The following is a 20290-nucleotide window of genomic DNA, read 5'->3' as shown; positions in this document are numbered from 1 at the left end:
TCAGCTCCGGCGGAACATCCGGGTGGCGGTGATCTCGCCGTGGATCGCCTCCTGCTCCGGTGACTGCTGCGGCAGGCCCGGACGCAGGTGCTCCTCGACGCTGATGTACTTCAGACCCGCGCGCAGGTCCGCGTCGTTGCGCAGGCGGATGACCAGGGGGAACTCGGCGAGGGCCGTGGTGTCGAACAGGCCCGTCGTGTAGAGCAGCTGGACGCCCAGCGCGTCGGACACGGCCCGCTGGAGCTCCAGCAGGTACGTGGCGTTGGCGCGGCCGATCGGGTTGTCGAGGAACAGCGTGCCCGCGTGGCGGTGCTTGTCGCGGCCGCGGTCGTTGCTGCGCAGCGCCGCCATCGTGCAGTACAGGGCGATCGCGGCGGTCAGCAGCTGCCCGCCGGAGAACACGTCGCCCATCTGCCCGACCGGCACGCGCTCGGCGCGCAGCACCGCGTCCGGCTTCAGGATCTCCACGGAGATGCCCTTGGGCTCCAGCGCCGCCTGGACGCCCCGCAGCAGCAGGGACATCCCGTCGCGGCGGCCCTCGCCGAAGGAGGCGGTGCTGTTCTTCTTCACCGCCGCGCGCGTGGCCTCGTCGATGACCTCGCCCAGCCGCTCGGTGAGCGTGGCCTGGTCCGGCTCCTCGAAGCGGATCCGCAGGAACTCCTGGCCCGACCACTCCCCCAGGCCCTCGGGCAGCTGGGAGAGGCGCTGCGCCGAGCGGAGCGTGGCCAGGGCCGACTCCACCAGGCCGCGCAGCCGGTCGACGATGCTGTCGCGGTTGCGCTCCAGCTGCGCCAGCTCGTCGGTCAGGACCCGCAGGCGCGGGGCGAAGGCCGCGGCCCAGGCCGCCGCGTGCTCGGGCAGGGCGGAGGCGGGCAGTTCCCGGATCTGCTGGCGCGCGGGGGTGCGTACCTGCTCGTAGCGGGTGGCGTTGGCGTGCCGCACCAGGACGTCGCTCGCCTCGCGCACCGCCGCCTCGGCGGCCGACAGGTCGGCCGCGCAGCCGCGCAGCGCGCGGCGGGCCTCGGTGGCCGACTGGCGGGCCTCCTCCAGGGTGCCCGCGTGGGGCGCGGGCTCCTGCTCGTCCTCGGCGTGGGTGTGGTCGCGCAGCAGGTCGCGCAGCAGGGCGGCGGTCTCGTCGAAGCCGCCGGCACCGTCCTCGGCCGTGCGGTGGGCGCGCAGCAGGTCCGCGTGGGCGGCCCGGGCGCTTTCCACGGCGGCGCTGTGGGCGGCGAGCTGGGCGGTGGCCGTCCGCAGCAGGGCTTGCGCGTGCTCGACGTCGCCGGGGACCAGTTCCTCGGGCAGCTCGGTGTGCGCCCCGCCCTCGGCGGGGGCGTGGCGTTCGGCCTCGCCGCGCAGCCGGCCGAGCTGCTCGCTCGCGGTGGAGGCCCGGGTCTCCAGCATCTGGACGAGGGACTCGGCGCGGGCGGCGGCGGCCTGCCGCGAGGGGCCGTCGGAGCCGTCGGGGCTTTCGAGGAGCTGGGCGGCGCGGGTGCGGACCTTGTTGGTGAGGCGGTCCAGTTCGGCGAGGGCGGCGCTCTCGTCGCTCTCGGCGCGGGCCTGTTCGGCGCGCAGGTCGGCGCCGACGCCGACCTTCTCGTACAGCTGGGACGCGGCGCGGTAGGCCTCGCGCAGGTCGGGCAGCGGCGCCTTGGACGCGCCGTCGTCCTCGGGGAGCGGTTCGGGGGCGCCGGCGATGTCGGCGCGCTCGGCGCGCAGGGCGCGGGCGGTGCGGCGGGCGTCGTCGGCGGCGCGCTGGGCGGCGCGCCGGTCCTCGTCGGCGGCGCGGGCCCGGTCCAGGCAGACCTCGGCGCGGGCCTCGGACTCGGCGGCTTCGTCGGCGAGTTCGCGGAGCCGGGCCTGCCATCCGGCGCGTTCGCGCAGGCGGAAGGCGAGCCCGGCCAGGGCGTCGGCGACGCGGCGGGCCCGCTGGGCGGTGTCCTGGCGCTCGTCGCGCACCCGGGCCGCGTCGGCGGCGGCCTCGTCGGCCTCGGCGCGTACGGTACGGGCCTCCGCGAGCTCGGCGTCGGCCTCCTCGGCGAAGGCGCGGGCGGCCGCGGCCTGCCGGGCGAGCTCGGCGAGGCGGCCGGCCGGGCAGCCGGTGCGCCAGGAGGCGAGGCGGGCGGCGAGCTCGCGGTCCCCGGCGAGGCGGGCGGCCAGCTCGCGGATGTCGGTGTCGCGGGCGGTGGCGCGGCTGCGCAGCGCCTGGCGCTCCTCGTCGGCGGCGAGCTCGTCGTGCATGGCCGGGTTCGGCGGGACGAGGAACACCGCGTCGGAGTCACCGGCCGGCGGTACGGGGGCCAGCAGGGCGGCGGCGGTGCCGACGGCCACGGTGGAGCGGGGCAGCAGGGCGGCTGCGGAGAGGACCTCGCGGGCGCGGCTGTGGGTGTCGGGGTCGGTGATGACGACGCCGTCGACGAGTTCGGGGCGGGCCGCGAGGACGGCCGCGTGGTCGGCGGGGTCCACGGACTGGGCGAGGTAGCGCCAGCCGGGCAGGGCCGGGATGCCGTGTTCGCCGAGGTACTCGACGGTGGCGAGGACGTCGGGGCCGGGCGGCAGCAGCCCGCCGTCGCCGAGCGCGCCGAGGATGCGGGCGTCGTCGGCGGCGGCGGTGCGCAGCTCGAACAACTGGCGTTCGGCCGCGGCCACCGCGTCGGTCAGCAGCTGGTGGAGGTCCTCCGCGTTCCGGTCGAGGTCCTCGGCGGTGAGCCGTCCGGCGGTGTCGACCAGGGCTGCGACGGCGCCCCGGGCTCCGGCGGGGCCGGAGCCGCCCTCGTCCGTACCGCCGCCGGGGGCCGCGCCGCGGGGGTGCGGGAGGGCGGCGGAGGCGGCGGACGGGAGGCCCAGGAGGGCGGTCAGGCGCGGGGATTGGGCGAGGGAGGCCGCGGCGCGGTGTTCGGCGTCGTGGGCGGCCTCGGCCGCGTCGGCGGCGTCCGCGGCGCGGGCGGCGGTGAGCTCGGCGCGGGATTCCGCGGCGGCGCCCTCGCGGGCGGCTTCGGCGGCGGCGCGCGCGGCCTCGCGGGACTCGTCCCAGGCGGCGACGGCGGTCTTCTCGGCGTCGGCGGCGGCCAGCGCCGCCCGGGCCGGGTCGGCGTCGGGGGCGGAGTCGTCGAGCCAGCCGGCGCGCACGGCCTCGGCGGTCTCCTGCTGGACCTCGCCCAGACGCGAGCGGAGGTGTTCGGCCTCGCTGCGGGCCCGCTGGGCGGCCGTGGCGGCGGCGGTGGCGTCGCGGTGAGCGGCCTCGCCGGTGGCCTGGAGGCCGGCGGAGCGCTCCTCCTCCTCGTTGGCGACCCGCTCGCCGTGCTCGGCGGCGGTGTGCAGGGCCCGTACGAGGTCGGCGGCGGCGGTGGCCCGGGCGGCCAGCGCCGGGGCGGCGTCGCGCTCGGCCTCCAGGATCGCGGCGGCGACCCGGGCGGAGCGGTCGGCGGCGGCGCGGTGGCGCAGTACGGTCTCGGCCGCCTGCCACGCGGAGTGCAGGGTGCGTGCTTCGAGGAGCTCGCGGCGCTGGGCGGTGGCGGCCTTGTCGGCGACGGTCAGGGCCAGCGAGGCGTGCCGGTAGGCGAGTTCGGCGGAGACGGCGGCGCTGCGGGCGCGGGCGGATTCGGCGGCGGTGACCGCGTGGGCGGCGCCGGTGACGCGCTGGGCGAGGTCGGCGGCGCGGCCGCGCTCCTCGGTGGCGCGGGCGGACAGCCGCCGGGCCAGGGTGCGGGTGCGGCGTTCGGCGCCCGCGTGGACGTCGCGCAGCCGGGATCGGGTCCCGGCGGCCTCGACGATGCGTCCCAGGAGGTCCACCGAGCCTGCCGTGAAGTCCCGTTCGGCCATGAGCTCGGCGCGGCGGCCGAGCTTGTTGCCGAAGCCGTGGACGAGGTCGGCGAGGCCGTCGGTGTCACGGGTGTCGGTGACGGCGCGCAGCAGCAGGTCGGTGAAGTCGGAGTCCTTCTTCACCGCGAAGAGGCCGGCGGCCTCGCCCTCGTCGGCGTTCATCTCGCGCTGGTAGCGGAAGAGTTCGGGGTCGAGGCCGAGGTCGGTGAGGTGCTCGTTCCACCGGTCGTGGATCTCCTCGAAGGAGACCTCCAGGTGCGGGTAGGCCTTGCCGGCCTCGGTGAGGGCGTCGCGGAAGCCCTTCATGGTGCGGCGGCGGCCCTGGGCGCCGGAGGCGCCTTCGACGGGCGGGCGTACGGCGGTGGCCTCGGCGACGGGCAGGCTGTCGAGGCTGAGGCCCGGGCCGGGGCGGAAGGAGTACCAGGCCTCGGCGAACTTGCGCGGGTCGTTGGACACCTGGCGGCCGCGCCATTCGCTGACCTTGCCGACGACCACGCACTCGCCGGTCTGGGTGTGCTGCCACTCCAGGGCGACGTGGCCGCAGTCGTCGGCGAGCAGGAACTTGCGCAGCACGCCGGAGCTGGCGCCGCCGAGGGTGTTGCGGTGGCCGGGGAGCATCACCGAGAAGATCAGCTTGAGCAGGACGGACTTGCCGCCGCCGTTCTCCAGGAAGAGCACGCCGGCGGGCGCGGGGCGGCGCGGCGGGCCGGTGGGCTCGTCCTCGAAGAACTCCGCCTGGGCGGGCGCCGGGTGGGGCACCGGCTCACCGACTCCGCGCAGGTCGAGCACGGTGTCGGCGTAGCGCGCGCCGGCGGGCCCGATGGAGTAGAGGCGGATCCGGGACAGCTCGTACATGGCGGCGGACTCTCGTTGCTTCTCGGTGTTCTCGGTGTGTGCTCGGTACGGAGCGGGTGGTTCAGGCGTGGAACGGCAGGCCGGCGTCGGCCGCGAGTTCCAGGTCGTCGCCCTCGGGCGGCGGCAGCAGGGTGGCGGAGCCGTCGCTGACGGGCACCACGCCCAGTTCCAGGAGTTCGGCCATGGCCGCGCTGCCCGCCATGTCGCGGACCTGGAGCTGGTAGCGGGGGGTGGTGCGGTACGTGCCTCCGGCGTCGTCCCCGGTGCGCTGGAGGAAGCCGGACTCGGTGAGGAAGGCGGCGGCCTTGCCGACGATGCCGGTGGTGGAGCCGGCGAGGCGGCGGGCGTCCTTGGTGGCGCCGGTCGCGCTGCGGCGGGCGTAGACGCGCCAGGCGGCCTCCAGGCCGGGGGCGTCGGAGGCGGGGTCGGTGTTCTCGCCGAGCTCCTCGGCGCGCTCCTCGAGGCGGCGGCAGGTCTGCCGGACGAACGCGTCGACGCCGTTGACGGTGACGCGGCCGATGTAGCCGTCGTCGGCGAGGTCCTCGGGGCGGGGGAAGGCGAGGGCCGCGACGGCGAGGTGGGCGAGGCCGTGCAGGAAGCGGTCGGCGGAGTCGGCGGCCGTGCGGCGGGCGTAGTCGCCCATGCGGACGGCGAAGACGGAGTCCTCGCCGGCGGCCACGGCCATGCCGGCGCGCGGGGACACCTCGAGGACGACGAGGCCGAGGCCGGTGGCGACGGCGTCGGCGAGGCGGCCGAAGGCCGGGTCCTCGCGGTAGCGCCGGAGCAGCTCCGTGTACTCGGCGTCGCGGGCGGGGAGCAGCTTGGGCTGCAGCCCGCACGCGACGAGCCGGGCCGCGTCGGCGGCGTCGGCCGGGGTGACGGTCCCTCCGGGGGCGGGCGCGACGGGAGCCGACGGCGCGTCGGGCTCGCTCCACGCGGGCTGCCGCTCGCTCCAGGCGGGGCGCTCGGCGTGGTGGTCGCTCACGGGTGGATCTCCTCGGCGGTGCGGGTGGTGTGGGCGGTACGGGTGATACGGCCGACGGCGGGCCGCGGTGCGGGCTCCGCCCCGGTGGACGAGGCGGCACGAACCGACACGGGCACGGCCCGCATCGCGCCGGCCGGAGCGGATGACCCGGCCGCCGCCGGCGTGAGCGGGAGCGGGACGGGCGCGGCCCGCCGGGCGCCGGGCGGGGCCGTGAGCGCCGCTGGGGCGGTGGTCATGCCGCCTCCGTGCGGTCCGCCGCCATGCCCGCGGCGTCGAGGAGGGCGGTGCCGACGATCAGGTCGGCGCCGCCGAACTCGGGGTCGTCGAGCTGGGTGCCGTCGTCCACCGCGAAGAGCAGCCGCTCCTCGCCCTGGCGGTAGGCGGTGCCGACGGCGGGGCTCGCCGCGTGGACGGCCAGCAGCGCGACCAGGTACGGCAGGTCGGGGTCGCTGCGGCGGGCCTCGGCCAGCAGGCCCGACAGCCGGCGCGGCGCGTCGTGCGGCAGGTCCAGCAGGTCCATCGCCGCGGCGAGCTGCTCCTCGCTGAACCGGCTGTCGTCCGGGGTCGCGATGAGGTCCGGCTCGGGCATCTCCGCACCGAGGTGCTCCCGCTCCACGGGCGGGGTGAGCAGGATGTCGACCAGGTCCCCCAGCCGTACGGAGACCGGCGTGCGCAGGCCCGCGCCGGAGGCGAAGAACGCGTCCGTGACCCGCCTCGCCCCTTCCAGCGGGAGCGGCAGCAGCGGGGCCACCAGCTGCCCGTAGAGGTCGATGCCGGAGCGCGGCGCCGGGGCGGCGAAGGCCTGGCGGTCCTGCTCGGCGCGGAAGAGCGGCCCGGCGTCCAGCAGCCGGGACTGGAGCTGGGTGTGGCGGCGGATGCAGTCCTTGACGATGTCGACGAGCTCGGCGGCCCGCCGCTTGCTCTCGGGCTCCTCCGCCTCGTCGCGCGCCCGGCGGATGTTGGTCAGGATCGCGTTCTCGTGGCGGTAGCGGTCGGCGACGTGGTCGAGGGCCTCCTCGATCATGTCGGGGACCGACTGGAGCCAGTCCACCGCCCGCACGTTGCGCCGCGTCGCGTCCAGCGTGCGCCGCAGGGTCTCCGCGTACTGCACCGTCCGGTAGCGGGCCTGCTCGGCGGCGAGCTGGGCGTCCGCCAGCCGGCCCCGGCTGATCAGCACCTCCAGCTTCACCTCGGCCGCGATCTGCGCGCTGGTCACGTCGGTGTCGAGGGCGCCGACCAGCACGTTGACGGCCTCGTCGGTCGTGCGCAGGTAGACCGCGCCGCCGTAGCCCGGTACCTCTTCGATCAGCTTGAAGTCGTAGTCGCGCCGGACGTAGACGCCGTCCGGCCCGAAGGTGCCGTAGATCGCGCGGAAGCCGCGGTCCACACTGCCGACGTTGATCAGGTTCTCCAGCACCCAGCGGGCCACCCGCTCGTGCTCGGCCGCGGGCCGGGCCGGCGCCTGGGCGGCCACGCGCGGGAGCAGCCTGGCCACTATCTGCTCGTGGTCGGCGCCCGTGTCGAAGTCCATGTTCAGGGTGACCAGGTCGATCGCGGCCAGCGCGACCTCCGCCATCGCGTAGACCCCGTACTCGCCCGCCAGATTGGCCTTGCGGACGTCGAGGTCGTGCAGCGGGGCGGTGCAGGCGAGCGCGCGCAGCCGCCGGGCCAGGCCCTCGTCGGCAGCCGGGCCCGGCGCCGGGGACGGAAGGGTCTTCGCCGGGGCGGGGAGAGTCACGGACAAAGACTAGGCGCTGACCCTGACAACATCCCAAACGGCATGGTTCGGCCGGATCGTCCGCGGATCGCCCGAGCGCGGTCCTCTACGCTCACCGCATGGCTTCCATGATCACACCCTCCGCGGCGGCGATCGACCTCAACGCCGACCTCGGCGAGGGCTTCGGACGCTGGACGCTCACGGACGACGAGGCCCTGCTCACGGTCGTCACGAGCGCCAACGTCGCCTGCGGTTTCCATGCCGGGGACCCGTCCATCATGCGCCGGGTCTGCGAGCTGGCTGCCGAGCGTGGCGTACGGATCGGCGCGCAGGTCTCCTACCGCGATCTGGCGGGCTTCGGCCGCCGCGCCATGGACGTGCCGGCCGGTGAACTGGCGGACGAGGTGGCCTACCAGATCGGGGCGCTGGACGTCTTCGCACGGGCCGCCGGCTCCCGGGTGTCGTACGTGAAACCGCACGGCGCGCTGTACAACCGCACGGTGCACGATGCCGACCAGGCCGCCGCCGTGGTCGCGGGGGTCCTGACGGCCGGGGGCGCCCTGCCCGTGCTCGGCCTCCCCGGCTCCCTGCTGCTCGACGCGGCCGCGGCGGCCGGCCTGCCCCCCGTGCCGGAGGCGTTCGCCGACCGCGCCTACACGCCCGCCGGGACGCTGGTGCCGCGCACCGAACCGGGGGCGGTGGTTCACGACCCGGACGCCGTGGTGGCGCGGGCCGTGCGGATGGCGGCCGAGGGGTCGGTGACGGCGGCCGACGGCTCCCCGGTCCCGGTCGCCGCCCGTTCCCTGTGCCTGCACGGGGACACCCCGGGGGCGGCGGACCTCGCGCGCCGGGTCCGCGCGGCCCTGGGCGCGGCCGGGGTCCGGGTCGAGGCCTTCGCGTGAGGACCCTCGTGGTCGGCGCGGAGGCCCTCCTGGTCGAGGTGGGCTCGGCCGCCGAGGTGGCCGCGCTCCACGCCGAACTGCTGCGCCGCCGGGACGCGGGCGAGCTGGGCCCCGTACGGGACCTCGTGCCGGCCGCGCGGACCGTGCTGCTGGACGGCGTACGGGACCCGGCCGGGCTCGGTGCCCGGATCGCCGGCTGGGAAGTGCCCCCGCTCGCCCCGTCCCAGGGCCCCCTGATCACCGTCCCGGTGCGGTACGACGGTCCGGACCTGACCGAGGTCGCCAGGCTGTGGGGGGTGGCCCCGGAGGGCGTCGCGGGCATCGTCGGCGAGACCGTCTTCCGGGTGGCCTTCTGCGGGTTCGCACCGGGCTTCGGCTACCTGACCGGGCTCCCCGAGCGCTTCCACCTGCCCCGGCGGGCCACGCCCCGCACCTCCGTCCCGGCCGGGTCGCTGGCCCTGGCCGGGGAGTACGCCGGGGTGTACCCGCGCTCCTCCCCCGGCGGCTGGCAACTGATCGGGTCCACGGACGCGGTGCTCTGGGACCCGGGCCGCGACCCCGCGGCCCTGTTCGCGCCCGGAGTACGGGTGCGGTTCACGGAGGCGGGCCGGTGACCGGGCTGCTGGTGGTACGGCCGGGCGCGCTGACCACGGTCCAGGACCGGGGGCGCCCGGGCTTCGCGCACTTGGGGGTCCCGCGCTCGGGGGCGCTGGACACGGCGGCGTACGCGCTGGCCAACCGGCTGCTCGGCAACGCGCCGGACGCGGCGGCGCTGGAGACCACCCTCGACGGGGTCACGCTCCGGGCCCTGGCCCCGGTCACCGTGGCCGTCACCGGCGCGCCCTGCCCGGTACGGGTGGACGGCCGTCCGGTGGCCTGGGGAGCCGCGGTCAGGCTTCCGGCCGGCGCGGAGCTGGACGTGGGCCGGGCCGAGTCCGGCCTGCGCGGCTACGTCGCGGTGCGCGGCGGCCTGGACGTCCCGCCGGTGCTGGGCAGCCGCTCGACGGACCTGCTCTCGGGCCTGGGGCCTCCGGTCCTGTCGGCCGGGACCCTGCTGCCGGTGGGCCCGGCGGGGCCGGAGCCGGCCCCGCCGGGCGACGTGTGCCCCCTGCCCGGGGCGCCTCGGGAACTGCTGCTCCCGCTCCGGCCCGGGCCGCGGGCCGACTGGTTCACCCCGGCCTCCCTCACCGGGCTGTGGCGCTCGGTGTTCCGGGTGTCGCCGGTGTCCAACCGGATCGGCCTGCGCACGGAGTCGGGGACACCGCTGGTCCGGGCTCGCGAGGGCGAGCTGCCGAGCGAGGGCATGGTCCTGGGAGCGGTCCAGGTCCCGCCGGACGGCCTGCCGGTGGTGTTCCTGGCCGACCACCCGGTGACGGGCGGCTATCCGGTCGTGGGCGTGGTCCCCCGGGGGCCTGCACTGGATGCGGCGGCGCAGGCCCGGCCGGGGGTCGCGGTGAGGTTCGTGGCCGCCCGGTGAAACGTTTGACGGGGCCGCGGCCAAGTACGGAGTGAGGGGGCCGACCGGGTCCCCTACGCAGGGGAGGAACCGGGTGCGCAGCCCACGACACGAGACCGGACCACCGGATCTCACCACGCCCGAGGGGTTCGGCGCGTTCTACGAGCAGCACATCGACGCGGTGCTCGGCTTCGTCACCCGCCGGGTCGCCGACCCGCACCTGGCGGCGGACCTGACGGCGGACATCTTCCTCGCCGCGATGGGTTCGGCCTCCGGCTATCGGCCCAACAGGGGAGCGCCGATCGCCTGGCTGTTCGGGATAGCCCGCAACGTCCTGTCGGGCCACGCCCGCGGGCTGGCCCGCGAGAGCGGCGCGCTGGCGCGGCTCAGCGGGCGGCGCCTGCTCGACGACGAGGACGTGGCGGCGCTGGAGGAGCGGATCGACGCCCAGCGCGCCTTCCGGAAGCTGGCCGAGCGCCACGCCGCCCTGTCCGAGCCGCTGCGCGCCGCGCTCGACTTGGTCGTCCTGGACCAGCTCACCCCGGCCGAGGCCGCCCAGGCCCTCGGCGTCACCCAGACGACCGTCCGCGTACGCCTGCACCGGGCCCGCCGCGCCCTGGGCGCTCCGGGCTCCGCGACGAAAAGCCAGTTGGAGGCAGCCCGATGAGCACCCGGCCCAGCGGCTTCGAGGAGCGGCTGAAGGCCGCGCTCCTGGCCCGTCTCCCGGAGGCCGCGCCCGCGGCCACCCCCCGGCCCTTCGCCCGGCGGTACGGCATCCCGCTCGCGGTGGGCGTCGCCACGGCCGCCGTGGTCGCCGTCATGACCCTGACGGCAAGCACCCACACCGGTTCGCTGCCCGCCGGCACGCCGAGCCCTTCGGGCACCCACGCGCCCAGGATCACGAAGGAGCGGGACGGGTCGCTGCGGTTCGATCTGCCCCGGAAGGAGCAGCTCCCGGCTCTGGCCGACCGGCTGAGGGAACTGGGGGTCGAGGCCGCCGCGTTCCAGCCGGTGCCGGAACGCGAGTGCATGGGGGCGACTTGGACCTGGGGCAAAGTCCCGCAGGACGATCCCGCGGCCGGTGTGTCGCGCGCCGATGACGGACGCACCCTCAAGGTCAACCCGAAGGCGGTCTCCCCGGGACACACCCTCGCGCTCACGTGGAACTACTATCCGCCGTATTGGGACGGGAAGCAGGGAATCGTCTTCGGAGTCCTGCCGAACGCGTACGCCCCGTTCTGCGCGGCCGACAACACGGAGGCCGCCCTGGAGGCCCAGCGGTTGGGGCCCCCCACCCGCGTACCGAGCCCGCCCCCCGGCGCACCGCCCACCACGTCGCCCTGATCCCGCTCCGCGGCCGCACGTCGTCACAGCACTCGGCCCGGCCCCCTCCTCCAGGGGGCCGGGCCGAGGTGCGTCGGTGCGGGGCCGGCGGGGCTACACGGCCGACTCCGGGGCGATGCGGCTGCGGACGGCAGACTGGACGTCCTCCTCCTCCGCCGGGTCCGCGGCCAGGCGCCGCAGGCGGGGGGCCACGCGGGCGTCGGCGGTCTCGGCGTGGCGGGCGGCCACCTCGCGGGTGGTCTCCTCGCAGTCCCACAGGCATTCGACGGCGAAGCCGGCCGCGAAGGAGGGGTCGGTGCTGGCCAGGGCCCGGGCGGCCCGGCCGCGCAGGTGGGAGGAGGACGTCTCGCGGTAGACGTGCCGCAGCACGGGGGCCGCGCAGCCGATCGCGAGGCGGCCCGCTCCGTCCACCAGGGCGTACAGCGCCCGGGTGTCGGGGCCCTCGCCGCGGACGGTGGAGCGCAGGGCCCCCAGGACCAGGCCGGCGTCCTCGGCTCCGCCCCGGGCGGCGAGGATGGCCCCCGCGGCCGCCCCCAGGGCGTCGGGCCGGTCGATCCAGCGCCGGGCGCGGTCCACCGCGCCGGGGCCGCACATGCGCTCGTACGCGGCCACGGCGGGCTCGTCGGCGGCGGCTTCGATCAGGTCCAGTACGGCCGGGTTCTCCGGTTCGGCGAGGACCAGGTGGTGCAGGGCGGTGGCGCGGGCCGCCTCGCCGCACGCGCCGGCCGCCGCCGCGAGGATGGCGGGGCGGTCCTCGGGCTGCGCGACGGCGGCGAGGCAGCGCGCGGCGGGCACGTGCAGCGGGGTGCCGCGGCGCAGGCCGTCGGCGGCCCAGTCGAAGACGGCCTGGACGCCCCAGCCGGGCCGGGGGCCGCTGGGGGTCAGCTGGCGCTGCCAGCGGTCGAAGGAGCCCTGTCGGCGGGCGGCGCGCAGGCGCTCGCCGTACCGCGGTGACTCCTCCCACAGGCACCAGGGCCTGGGCTCGTACGCGTCGCGGATGGCGGCGGCCAGCCGCGCCTCGCCCTCCACGGTGGCGGGGAAGCGGGCGATCACCGGCCCGGCCAGGGACCGCAGTCCCTCGTCGTCGTCGCGCAGGGCGAGCTCGTCGAGGGCCCAGGCCCAGTTCGCTCCGGAGGCGGCGTACCGGCGCAGCAGCATGAGCGCGTCGTCGCGGCCGTACGAGGCGAGGTGGCCCAGGACGGACAGGGCCAGGCCGGTGCGCTCGTCGGCTTCGTCGAGGAGGTCCTCGGCGCCGAAGAGGTGGGCCTCGATCGCGCCGAGGGGGCCGTCGAGGTCCAGGTACAGCCGGGCGTAGTACAAGGAGCGGTTCTCGACCTGCCAGTCCTGGCGCGGGTCGCGGACCACACACTGGTCGAGGGCCTCCAGGGCCTCCGCCCTGGGCGCCGCGAGGGCGTGCAGCGTGCCGTCGCCACGGCCCCGCTGGAGCAGCCCGAGCAGCGTTCCGCTCGGCGCTATGACTGGTTCGAACATGGGAATGGCCTCAAATCAAGCTGGGGACGCAACCGGGAATCGGGATTCACAGGGCCGCGTAACAGCATGTGAGGACGTTCGCCGTCAGGTTCCGCTCGATGTAGACCATTGCCTTCTCACTCTCGTCGGTGCTTCGCGGCCAGGGCGGCCGGTGCGGCAGGCGCCGGGTGTGGACACCCGTCGTGTCCAGCCCGCTCCTGCCCGTCCGTCATGTTCGCGAATCGAATCCGACGCCATGATGACCCAGCCGGTTTGTGCGCCGCGACCACATTTACGGCCGCCGTGACCAACCTGTGAGGTCGGACACGGGCTGGGCGCGGCCTGTACCGGGCAAAAAAGCGGACTACTTGGCTCCGAAGAGTTCCAGCAGGTCGGCCTTGGCGAACATGCGCGCCGTGTCCACGGCGGAGGGGGTTCCGGCGGCCGGATCGGCCCCTCCGGCGAGCAGGGCCCGGATGACGTCCTCCTCGCCCTTGAAGACGGCACCGGCGAGCGGGGTCTGGCCGCGGTCGTTGGCGCGGTCGGCCTCGGCGCCGCGGGCCAGCAGGGCCGTGACGGTGGCCGCGTGGCCGTGGTAGGCGGCCAGCATGACGAGGGTGTCGCCGCGGTCGTTGGTGAGGTTCGCCGGCACCCCGGCGTCGAGGTACGCGGCGAGCGTCTCGGTCTCACCCTGGCGGGCGAGGTCGAAGATCTTGGTGGCCAGTTCGATGACGTCCTCGTCGGGGACGTCCTGGGCACCGGAGCCGCCGTCGGTGTGCTCGCTCATCGTTCGTACCGCCTTTCACTCGCTGCTGGCATGGTTCGCCCCGGTGGACAGCCCCCGGGCCGGGCGGGCAGGGGGGTGCACGGCACTGCGTCCGTACGGGTGAATCGTCAGAGTAGCGCCCGGACCTGCACATGTCCGGGCCAGGCCGAGGCAATGATCACCCTTGCCCCCCTTCGCACCGGACGCGCCAGTCGGAGTGACCCGGTCCAGTGAAAAACTCCTGGATTCACCCGTATGCACCTTTTGTCGCATTGATACTTCCTGTGAGCCTGGAAGAACTGATGGTGACTGTCCCCACCCACCAGGAGAAATTCTCATGGTCCTGTCCATCTCAGGCGTCGTCCTGCTCGGCATCATCTGCTTCCTCTTCTTCAAGAAGGACGGGATGAAGCTGACCCACGCGTTCGTCTGCTCGCTGTTCGGCTTCTTCCTCGCAGGCTCCGCCATCGCTCCGAGCATCACCGCGAGCACGGCGAGCCTCGCGAGCCTGCTCGGCGGGATCAAGCTCTAGCCCGCCCCGAGGCACGGCGACCACCAGCCGCACCCGAAGTACCCGAACACCCACAACTCCAGGAGACGCCCGTGGCCCGGCGCCCACTTCCCCGCATCCTCAGCAACGGCACCGCGTCGCTGACAAGGGGCCGCGACCTTGCTCGCACGGCCGCCGACAGCGCCACGGACGTCCTCCATCCGCTCCTCACCATCGGACGCGGCCTGCGCATCCTGGCCTCGGCCGGGCGGCGCAAATGGTCCGAAACCCCCAAGGACAAGCGTGGTCCCGCGCTGTTCCTGGGAGCCGCCTGCGTCCTCGTGGTCGCACTCGTCCCCTACGGCCCGCTCCTCGCCCTGATCACCCTCATGGCGGCGGCGGCCTGGCAGGGACGCGACCGCACCCCGGTGAAGACCGGGCCCAGCGATGCCGAGACCGAACGCCTCGGCTCCCTCTACGAAGCACTCGTGCCGTACTTCTCCACCCCGGAGGACCCGAGCCCGCTCTTCGCCCACGGCGGGGAATGGGACAAGGCCTTCAGCGGCTACGAGTTCGACGAGGCGGGCCGCGTCACCCGGCTCCACATCCGCTACCCGGCCTACTTCACCGATGGCGAGGCCGCCTCACGGGCCCGGATCGAGGCACTGCTGCACGCCAAGTCCGGGCGCGGACGGGAGTATCTCTTCGAATGGGACGAGGAGGGCAACCAGCTCGACCTGAGCGTGCTGGCGGCGCTGCCGACGGGCATCGCCGCCCAGCCGTACGTGACCTCCCCCGGTGAGACCGTCCTCGGCTTCACCGACGCCGGCAGCGTTCAGCGCACCCTGCCCGTCCTGGAGGGCGACGAGCCCCGGGACGTGCCGCCGGTCATCTGGCGCACCGGCCCCCGCGCCACCGAACCCCACCTGCTGGCCGTCGGCCAGCCCGGCAGCGGCACCTCCACCCTGCTGCGCTCCATCGCCCTGCAGGCCCTGCGGCACGGCGGCGACGTCCTGGTCGTCGAGGGCGGCGGCAGCGGCGAGTACGCCTGCCTGTCCGGCCGCAGCGGAGTCATCGCCGTGGAATGCGGGCCGGTCGGGGCGCTGGCCACCCTGGAGTGGGCCGCCAAGGAGACCGAGCGGCGCCTGATCGCCGCCCACCGGGCCCGCGAGGCCGGCCGGCCCGCACCCGAGGACACCCGCCGCCCGCTGTGGATCCTGCTGGACCGCCCCAGTGTGCTGGCGCACCTCGCGGCGGCCGAGGGCGGGCCCGACCCGCTCGCCCAGCTCCAGGTGCCGCTGCGGCACGGGCGGGCCGCGCACGTCACCGTGGCGGTGACCGAGCAGTTCGACCACCTGGAGCTGCTGCACGACGCCGTCTGGCAGCACACCCGCGCCCGGGTCGTCCTCGGGCCCGCCGCGATCCAGCAGGTCGCCGACGTCCTGGGGCTGCCGCCGCACACCACCCCGCCGGCCCAGGTCCCGCCCGGCCGGGGGTACGCCCGGCTCGGCTCCGGTCCCGTGCACCGGCTCCAGGTGCCCGCCACCCCGGACCCCTACGACGACGCCGCCCAGCCGGCCTTCCGGCAGGCGGTGCTGGAGCTGCTGCCGGAGCGGCTCGCCCCCGGCGTGGGCGGTGGTCGGGCTCCGGGGCAGCCTCCCGCCCAGGGCTCGGCGGTCGACACGCCGGAACTGGCGGCCGAGACGCCGACGCCGTAGGCCCGCGCCGCGAGAGCCGACGCCGTGGGCCCGCGCCGCTGGACCGGGGGCGGGCCGGACTACGCCACGAACGTGCGGGGCGGCTCCGCGCCGCTGCCGCCCGCGCCCGTGCCGACCAGACGGGCCGCCGCCGCGAGCCGGGCGGCCGCCTCCTCCGCCACCGGGCCGCCCACCGTGAACGGCAGGCGGACGTAGCCCTCGAAAGCGCCGTCCACGCCGAACCGGGGGCCCGAGGGAACCCGTACGCCGACGCGCTCCCCCACCTCGGCCAGCCGGGAGCCCGACAGGCCGCCGGCCCGGGCCCACAAGGTGAGCCCACCCTGCGGAACCTCGAACTCCCAGTCCGGCAGTTCCCGCCGCACCGCCGCGACCAGCGCGTCCCGGTTGTCCCGCGCCTGCACCCGGCGGATGCCCACGGCCTCCTGCCAGCCCCCGGTCCGCATCAGCCAGTTCACCGCGAGCTGCTCCAGCACCGGCGTGCCCAGGTCGGCGTAGGCGCGGGCCGCGACCAGGCTCCGGATCACGTCGGGGGCCGCGCGGACCCAGCCGATCCGCATGCCCGCCCAGAAGGCCTTGCTGGCGGAGCCCACGGTGATCACCGTGCTGCCGCCCGGGTCGAAGGAACAGACCGGCCGGGGCATCTCCAGGCCGGGGTCGAGCCCCAGCTCCAGCATGGTCTCGTCGACGACCAGGACGGTGCCCGCGGACCGGGCGGCCTCCACCATGGCCCGGCGCTGCTCCTCGGAAGCCAGGGCTCCGGTCGGATTGTGGAAGTCGGCGACGACATAGGCGAGGCGGGGGGCCGAGTCGCGCAGCACCTGCCGCCAGACGTCCATGTCCCAGCCCGCCAGCCCGTCCGCCATCGCCACGGGGACCAGGCGCACCCCGGCCGCGCGCATGAGCTGGAGGATGTTCGCGTAGGAGGGGGACTCGACGGCGATGCGCTCCCCGCGCCCGGCGAACAGGCTGCAGATCGCGTCGATCGCGCCCATCGCCCCGGTGGTGACCATGATCTGCTCGGGCATCGTGGGGATGCCCGCCTCGGTGTAGCGGTCGGCGAGCATCCGGCGCAGGGCGGGCAGGCCCGCCGGGTAGTCGCCGTGGGTGTGGGCGTACGGGGGCAGCTCCTCCAGGGCGCCCTGGACCGCCTTGGTGAGCCAGGGCTCGGGGGCCGGCAGGGCGGCGCAGCCCAGGTCGATCATGGAGCCGAGGGACTCCGGCGGCAGCGGTTCCAGTCCGCGGGCGGGCAGCGGGTTCCCGGCCGGCACGGAGGTCCAGCTGCCGGCGCCCCGGCGGGACTCCAGGAACCCCTCCCCGCGCAGGGCCTCGTACGCGGCGGCGACGGTGGTCCGGCTGAGGGAGAGGGCGGCGGCCAGCTCGCGCTCGGCGGGGAGCCGGGCGGCCACCGGAACGCGTCCCTCGAGGACGAGGAGGCGGATCCCGTCGGCGAGGGTGCGGTACGCGGGCGGCTTGCGGGCGCCCGCAGCGGCGGGGCGTTCCTGCTGGGAGCCGATCAGGCGGGCGAGCTGCGCGGCACCGACCGCCGAGGTCCATTCGGCCATTGCGTCCGGTCCACCTTCTCGAATTGGCCTCGACCGGTCGCGCCGGAGGCCGGGATTGGATTGCGGTCTACGGGGACAGAGTGTCACGGGCCGGTCCACCCGTACCAGGGGGGCCTGCCCGCCGGGGTTCTCGCCCTGTGGCGTTCTCGTCCCCCGTTCACCTCGCGGACCACCGCCACCCCCCGCCCCGGGGGATACTGCGGCCGTGACGCACGTACGCCTTCGCCATCCGTATCTGGACCATCCGGCTCCGATCCCCTTCGCGCACCGGGGAGGGGCCGCGGACGGGCTGGAGAACACCGCCGCCGCCTTCCGGCGGGCCGCCGACGCGGGCTACCGCTACTTCGAGACCGATGTGCACGCCACGGCCGACGGGAAGCTCGTCGCCTTCCACGACTCCACCCTGGACCGGGTCACCGACGCACAGGGCCGGATCGCCGAGCTGCCGTGGAAGCGGATCCGCGAGGCGCGGGTGGGCGGCACCGAGCCGCTGGCGCTCTTCGAGGAACTGCTGGAGGAGTTCCCGGACGCCCGCTGGAACATCGACGTCAAGGCCGAGTCCGCGCTGCACCCGCTGGTGAACCTGATCGCCCGGGCGGGCATCTGGGACCGGGTCTGCGTGGGCTCCTTCTCCGAGAGCCGGGTGGCCCGGGCGCAGAAGATCGCCGGCCCCCGGCTGGCGACGTCCTACGGGGTGCGCGGGGTCGTCGGCCTGCGGCTGCGCTCGTACGCGATCCCCGCGGCGCTGCGCGTGGGGGCGGTGGCGGCCCAGGTTCCGGAGACCCAGGCGGGCATCCGCGTGGTCGACCGGCGCTTCGTGCGGACCGCGCACGAGCGGGGCCTGCAGGTGCACGTGTGGACCGTGAACGAACCGGAACGCATGGAGTCTCTCCTCGACCTGGGAGTCGATGGCATCATGACCGACCGGATCGACATCTTGCGCGCGGTGCTGGACCGGCGCGGGGCCTGGGCCTGACAAGGCCGCCGGCCGCCGCGCGGGCTCCGGGGGGCCGCGCGGTACGGGGACCAGCGAGGGGGCACCGATGAGTGCGCAGACTTCGGACGAAGCGGAACCGGGGGCCGAGGACGGCAGACCGGAAGCGGTGGCGGCGGCCGCGCGCAAGCGCGAGCAGCGGGGCTGGTACTTCTACGACTTCGCCGTCTCGGTGTACTCGGCGAGCGTGCTCACGGTGTTCCTCGGGCCGTACCTGACCTCGGTGGCCAAGGCCGCCGCGGACGCCGACGGCTTCGTACACCCGCTGGGCGTCCCGGTGCGGGCCGGATCCTTCTTCGCCTACTCGGTCTCCGCCTCGGTGATCCTGGCCGTGCTGCTGATGCCCCTGGTGGGCGCCATCGCGGACCGGTCCGGCCGCAAGAAGCCGATGCTGGCGGCGGCCGCGTACACGGGGGCAGCGGCCACCGCGGGCATGTACTTCCTGGGCGGCGAGCGCTACCTGCTCGGCGGCCTGCTGCTGGTCGTGGCGAACGCCTCGCTGTCGGTCTCGATGGTGCTCTACAACGCCTACCTGCCGCAGATCTCCACCCCGGACGAGCGGGACACGGTGTCGTCCCGGGGCTGGGCCTTCGGCTACACCGCGGGCTCGCTGATGCTCGTGGTGAACCTGGTGCTCTACATGGGGCACGACACCTTCGGCCTGTCCGAGAGCGAGGCGGTACGGATCTGCCTGGCCTCGGCGGGCTTGTGGTGGGGGGCCTTCGCGCTGATCCCGCTGCGCAGGCTGCGGGACCGGGCCGTGGTCCGGGAGGCGGGGGCGGGGCCGGCCGTCAGCGGGTGGAAGCAGCTGGTGGCCACGCTCAAGGACATGCGGCGCTATCCGCTGACCCTGTCGTTCCTGCTCGCGTACCTGATCTACAACGACGGCGTGCAGACGGTGATCTCCCAGGCCTCGATCTACGGCTCGGAGGAGTTGGAGCTCGAGCAGTCCACCCTGATCGGGGCGGTGCTGCTGGTGCAGGTCCTGGCGGTGGCGGGCGCGCTCGGCATGGGCCGGCTGGCCCGGATCTACGGTGCCAAGCGGACGATCCTCGGCTCGCTGGCGGCGTGGGCGGTGACGCTGGCGGCCGGATACTTCCTGCCGGCCCGGACCCCGGTGTGGTTCTTCGCGCTCGCCGCGATGATCGGGCTGGTGCTGGGCGGCAGCCAGGCGCTGTCGCGCTCGCTGTTCTCGCACCTGGTGCCTGCCGGGAAGGAGGCCGAGTACTTCTCCGCGTACGAGATGAGCGACCGCGGGCTGAGCTGGGTCGGGCCGCTCGTTTTCGGCCTGACGTACCAGGTCACGGGCAGCTACCGGGACGCCATCATCTCGCTGGTGGTCTTCTTCGCACTTGGATTCGTGCTGCTCGCGCGAGTGCCGGTGCGGCGCGCGGTGGAGGCGGCAGGCAATCCTGTACCCGAGCGGATCTGAGGACCGCTCCGTGGTCACGCGCGGCCCGGATCCACGAACGAATTCCGAACGAATTTAGACGTTGAAGCGAAGGGCCGGTAGTGTACGCCTTTGGCCTGCCAGGCGGACCGTTACTGCGCGCTTGATAAGTGGAGACGTTGGGTGACATCTGCTGCCAGATGTGACAAAACGGGCATTGGTGGGTACAACAAGGGGCGGCACGACGGGCGACGCGTGACCCGGAGCGGGAATCTATACCGCCGACCGGACGTTGACCGGATGACGACGACAGCGACACCTGTCCTGTGGGCGACAAAGCCCGGGAGGCACGATTCATGAGTGAGCGAGCTCTCCGCGGTACGCGCCTCGTGGTTACCAGCTACGAGACGGACCGCGGCATCGATCTGGCCCCGCGCCAGGCGGTGGAGTACGCATGCCAGAACGGACATCGATTTGAGATGCCGTTCTCGGTTGAGGCAGAAATTCCGCCGGAGTGGGAGTGCAAGGCGTGCGGCGCCATGGCACTCCTGGTGGACGGGGACGGGCCCGAAGAGAAGAAGGGCAAGCCTGCGCGAACGCACTGGGACATGCTCATGGAGCGGCGCACCCGCGAGGAGCTGGAGGAAGTGCTGGCCGAAAGGCTCGCGGTCCTCCGTTCCGGCGCCATGAACATTGCCGTGCATCCGCGGGACAGCCGCAAGTCCGCCTGACAGCCGGACGACAGCAACAGCAACAGCCGAGGGGCGCCCCCCCCCCCCGGGGGGGGGGGGCCCCCCGCGGGGGGGGGCGCCGCGGGGGCGG

At 75.2% G+C, this 20290-nt stretch carries 17 protein-coding genes; 10 read left to right on the top strand and 7 right to left on the bottom strand.

The annotated features are described in order from the left end of the window. From AB0D66_RS29760 to AB0D66_RS29745, 4 genes are all read right to left on the bottom strand, one after another. Positions 1-4674 (bottom strand): hypothetical protein, encoded by a 4674-nt coding sequence (locus AB0D66_RS29760; RefSeq protein WP_362310123.1) that lies wholly within the window; start codon positions 4672-4674, stop codon positions 1-3. Positions 4675-4735: 61 nt separating this feature from the next. Then, on the bottom strand, positions 4736-5659 hold the full coding sequence (locus AB0D66_RS29755) for a hypothetical protein (protein ID WP_362310120.1): 924 nt from the start codon (positions 5657-5659) through the stop codon (positions 4736-4738). Then, complete coding sequence (locus AB0D66_RS29750; protein WP_362310117.1) at positions 5656-5895, bottom strand: hypothetical protein; 240 nt, start codon at positions 5893-5895, stop codon at positions 5656-5658. The genes AB0D66_RS29755 and AB0D66_RS29750 overlap by 4 nt, the downstream gene beginning before the upstream one ends. Continuing rightward, the gene (locus AB0D66_RS29745) at positions 5892-7397 is read right to left on the bottom strand and encodes a hypothetical protein (protein WP_362310114.1); all 1506 of its coding nucleotides are present in this window, start codon (positions 7395-7397) and stop codon (positions 5892-5894) included. Before AB0D66_RS29745 ends, AB0D66_RS29750 begins: the two co-directional genes overlap by 4 nt. A gap of 98 nt (positions 7398-7495) precedes the next feature. Here AB0D66_RS29745 and AB0D66_RS29740 point away from each other — a divergent pair, with 98 nt between their 5' ends. The 5 genes from AB0D66_RS29740 (at position 7496) to AB0D66_RS29720 (ending at position 11078) form a co-directional block, all read left to right on the top strand. Beyond that, on the top strand, positions 7496-8278 hold the full coding sequence (locus AB0D66_RS29740) for a 5-oxoprolinase subunit PxpA (RefSeq protein WP_362310111.1): 783 nt from the start codon (positions 7496-7498) through the stop codon (positions 8276-8278). Continuing rightward, positions 8275-8892 carry an allophanate hydrolase subunit 1 gene (locus AB0D66_RS29735; RefSeq protein ID WP_362310108.1) on the top strand — a complete coding sequence of 206 codons (618 nt, stop codon included), beginning with the start codon at positions 8275-8277 and terminating at the stop codon, positions 8890-8892. The genes AB0D66_RS29740 and AB0D66_RS29735 overlap by 4 nt, the downstream gene beginning before the upstream one ends. Then, positions 8889-9755: a biotin-dependent carboxyltransferase family protein gene (locus AB0D66_RS29730; protein WP_362310105.1), complete on the top strand. Its 867-nt coding sequence runs from the start codon at positions 8889-8891 to the stop codon at positions 9753-9755. The genes AB0D66_RS29735 and AB0D66_RS29730 overlap by 4 nt, the downstream gene beginning before the upstream one ends. Before the next feature lie 73 nt (positions 9756-9828). After that, positions 9829-10401 (top strand): RNA polymerase sigma factor, encoded by a 573-nt coding sequence (locus tag AB0D66_RS29725; RefSeq protein WP_362310102.1) that lies wholly within the window; start codon positions 9829-9831, stop codon positions 10399-10401. Then, the gene (locus AB0D66_RS29720) at positions 10398-11078 is read left to right on the top strand and encodes a hypothetical protein (RefSeq protein ID WP_362310099.1); all 681 of its coding nucleotides are present in this window, start codon (positions 10398-10400) and stop codon (positions 11076-11078) included. Before AB0D66_RS29725 ends, AB0D66_RS29720 begins: the two co-directional genes overlap by 4 nt. Before the next feature lie 93 nt (positions 11079-11171). Here the strand turns inward: AB0D66_RS29720 and AB0D66_RS29715 are convergent, their stop codons facing one another. Continuing rightward, positions 11172-12569: a HEAT repeat domain-containing protein gene (locus tag AB0D66_RS29715; RefSeq protein ID WP_362310096.1), complete on the bottom strand. Its 1398-nt coding sequence runs from the start codon at positions 12567-12569 to the stop codon at positions 11172-11174. 343 nt (positions 12570-12912) lie between these two features. Further along, the gene (locus tag AB0D66_RS29710) at positions 12913-13335 is read right to left on the bottom strand and encodes an ankyrin repeat domain-containing protein (protein WP_362310093.1); all 423 of its coding nucleotides are present in this window, start codon (positions 13333-13335) and stop codon (positions 12913-12915) included. Between the two features lie 316 nt (positions 13336-13651). On the opposite strand from AB0D66_RS29710, the gene AB0D66_RS29705 reads away from it, so the two are divergent. After that, positions 13652-13846 (top strand): hypothetical protein, encoded by a 195-nt coding sequence (locus tag AB0D66_RS29705; protein ID WP_030031218.1) that lies wholly within the window; start codon positions 13652-13654, stop codon positions 13844-13846. Positions 13847-13917: 71 nt separating this feature from the next. Beyond that, the gene (locus AB0D66_RS29700; RefSeq protein WP_362310090.1) at positions 13918-15522 is read left to right on the top strand and encodes a hypothetical protein; all 1605 of its coding nucleotides are present in this window, start codon (positions 13918-13920) and stop codon (positions 15520-15522) included. A 59-nt stretch (positions 15523-15581) separates the two neighbouring features. On the opposite strand, the gene AB0D66_RS29695 is transcribed toward AB0D66_RS29700, so the two are convergent. After that, a complete protein-coding gene (locus AB0D66_RS29695; protein WP_362310087.1) occupies positions 15582-17084 on the bottom strand; it encodes a PLP-dependent aminotransferase family protein in 1503 nt (500 codons plus the stop codon). 205 nt (positions 17085-17289) lie between these two features. On the opposite strand from AB0D66_RS29695, the gene AB0D66_RS29690 reads away from it, so the two are divergent. The 3 genes from AB0D66_RS29690 to AB0D66_RS29680 all read left to right on the top strand — a co-directional run bounded on the left by AB0D66_RS29690 (position 17290) and on the right by AB0D66_RS29680 (position 20199). Further along, entirely contained in the window at positions 17290-18060 is a 771-nt protein-coding gene (locus tag AB0D66_RS29690; protein WP_362310084.1) for a glycerophosphodiester phosphodiesterase family protein, read from the top strand. 67 nt (positions 18061-18127) lie between these two features. Then, positions 18128-19510, top strand: a complete 1383-nt coding sequence (locus AB0D66_RS29685; protein WP_362310081.1) for an MFS transporter — start codon at positions 18128-18130, stop codon at positions 19508-19510. Between the two features lie 314 nt (positions 19511-19824). Continuing rightward, complete coding sequence (locus AB0D66_RS29680) at positions 19825-20199, top strand: RNA polymerase-binding protein RbpA (RefSeq protein ID WP_007262928.1); 375 nt, start codon at positions 19825-19827, stop codon at positions 20197-20199. Positions 20200-20290: the final 91 nt, after the last annotated feature.

The organism is Streptomyces sp. NPDC048270 (assembly GCF_040652335.1).
In the GTDB taxonomy this organism is placed as follows: Bacteria; Actinomycetota; Actinomycetes; order Streptomycetales; family Streptomycetaceae; genus Streptomyces.
The sequence above is the reverse complement of the archived record's forward strand: the minus strand, read 5'-3'. Positions and strand labels throughout refer to the sequence as shown.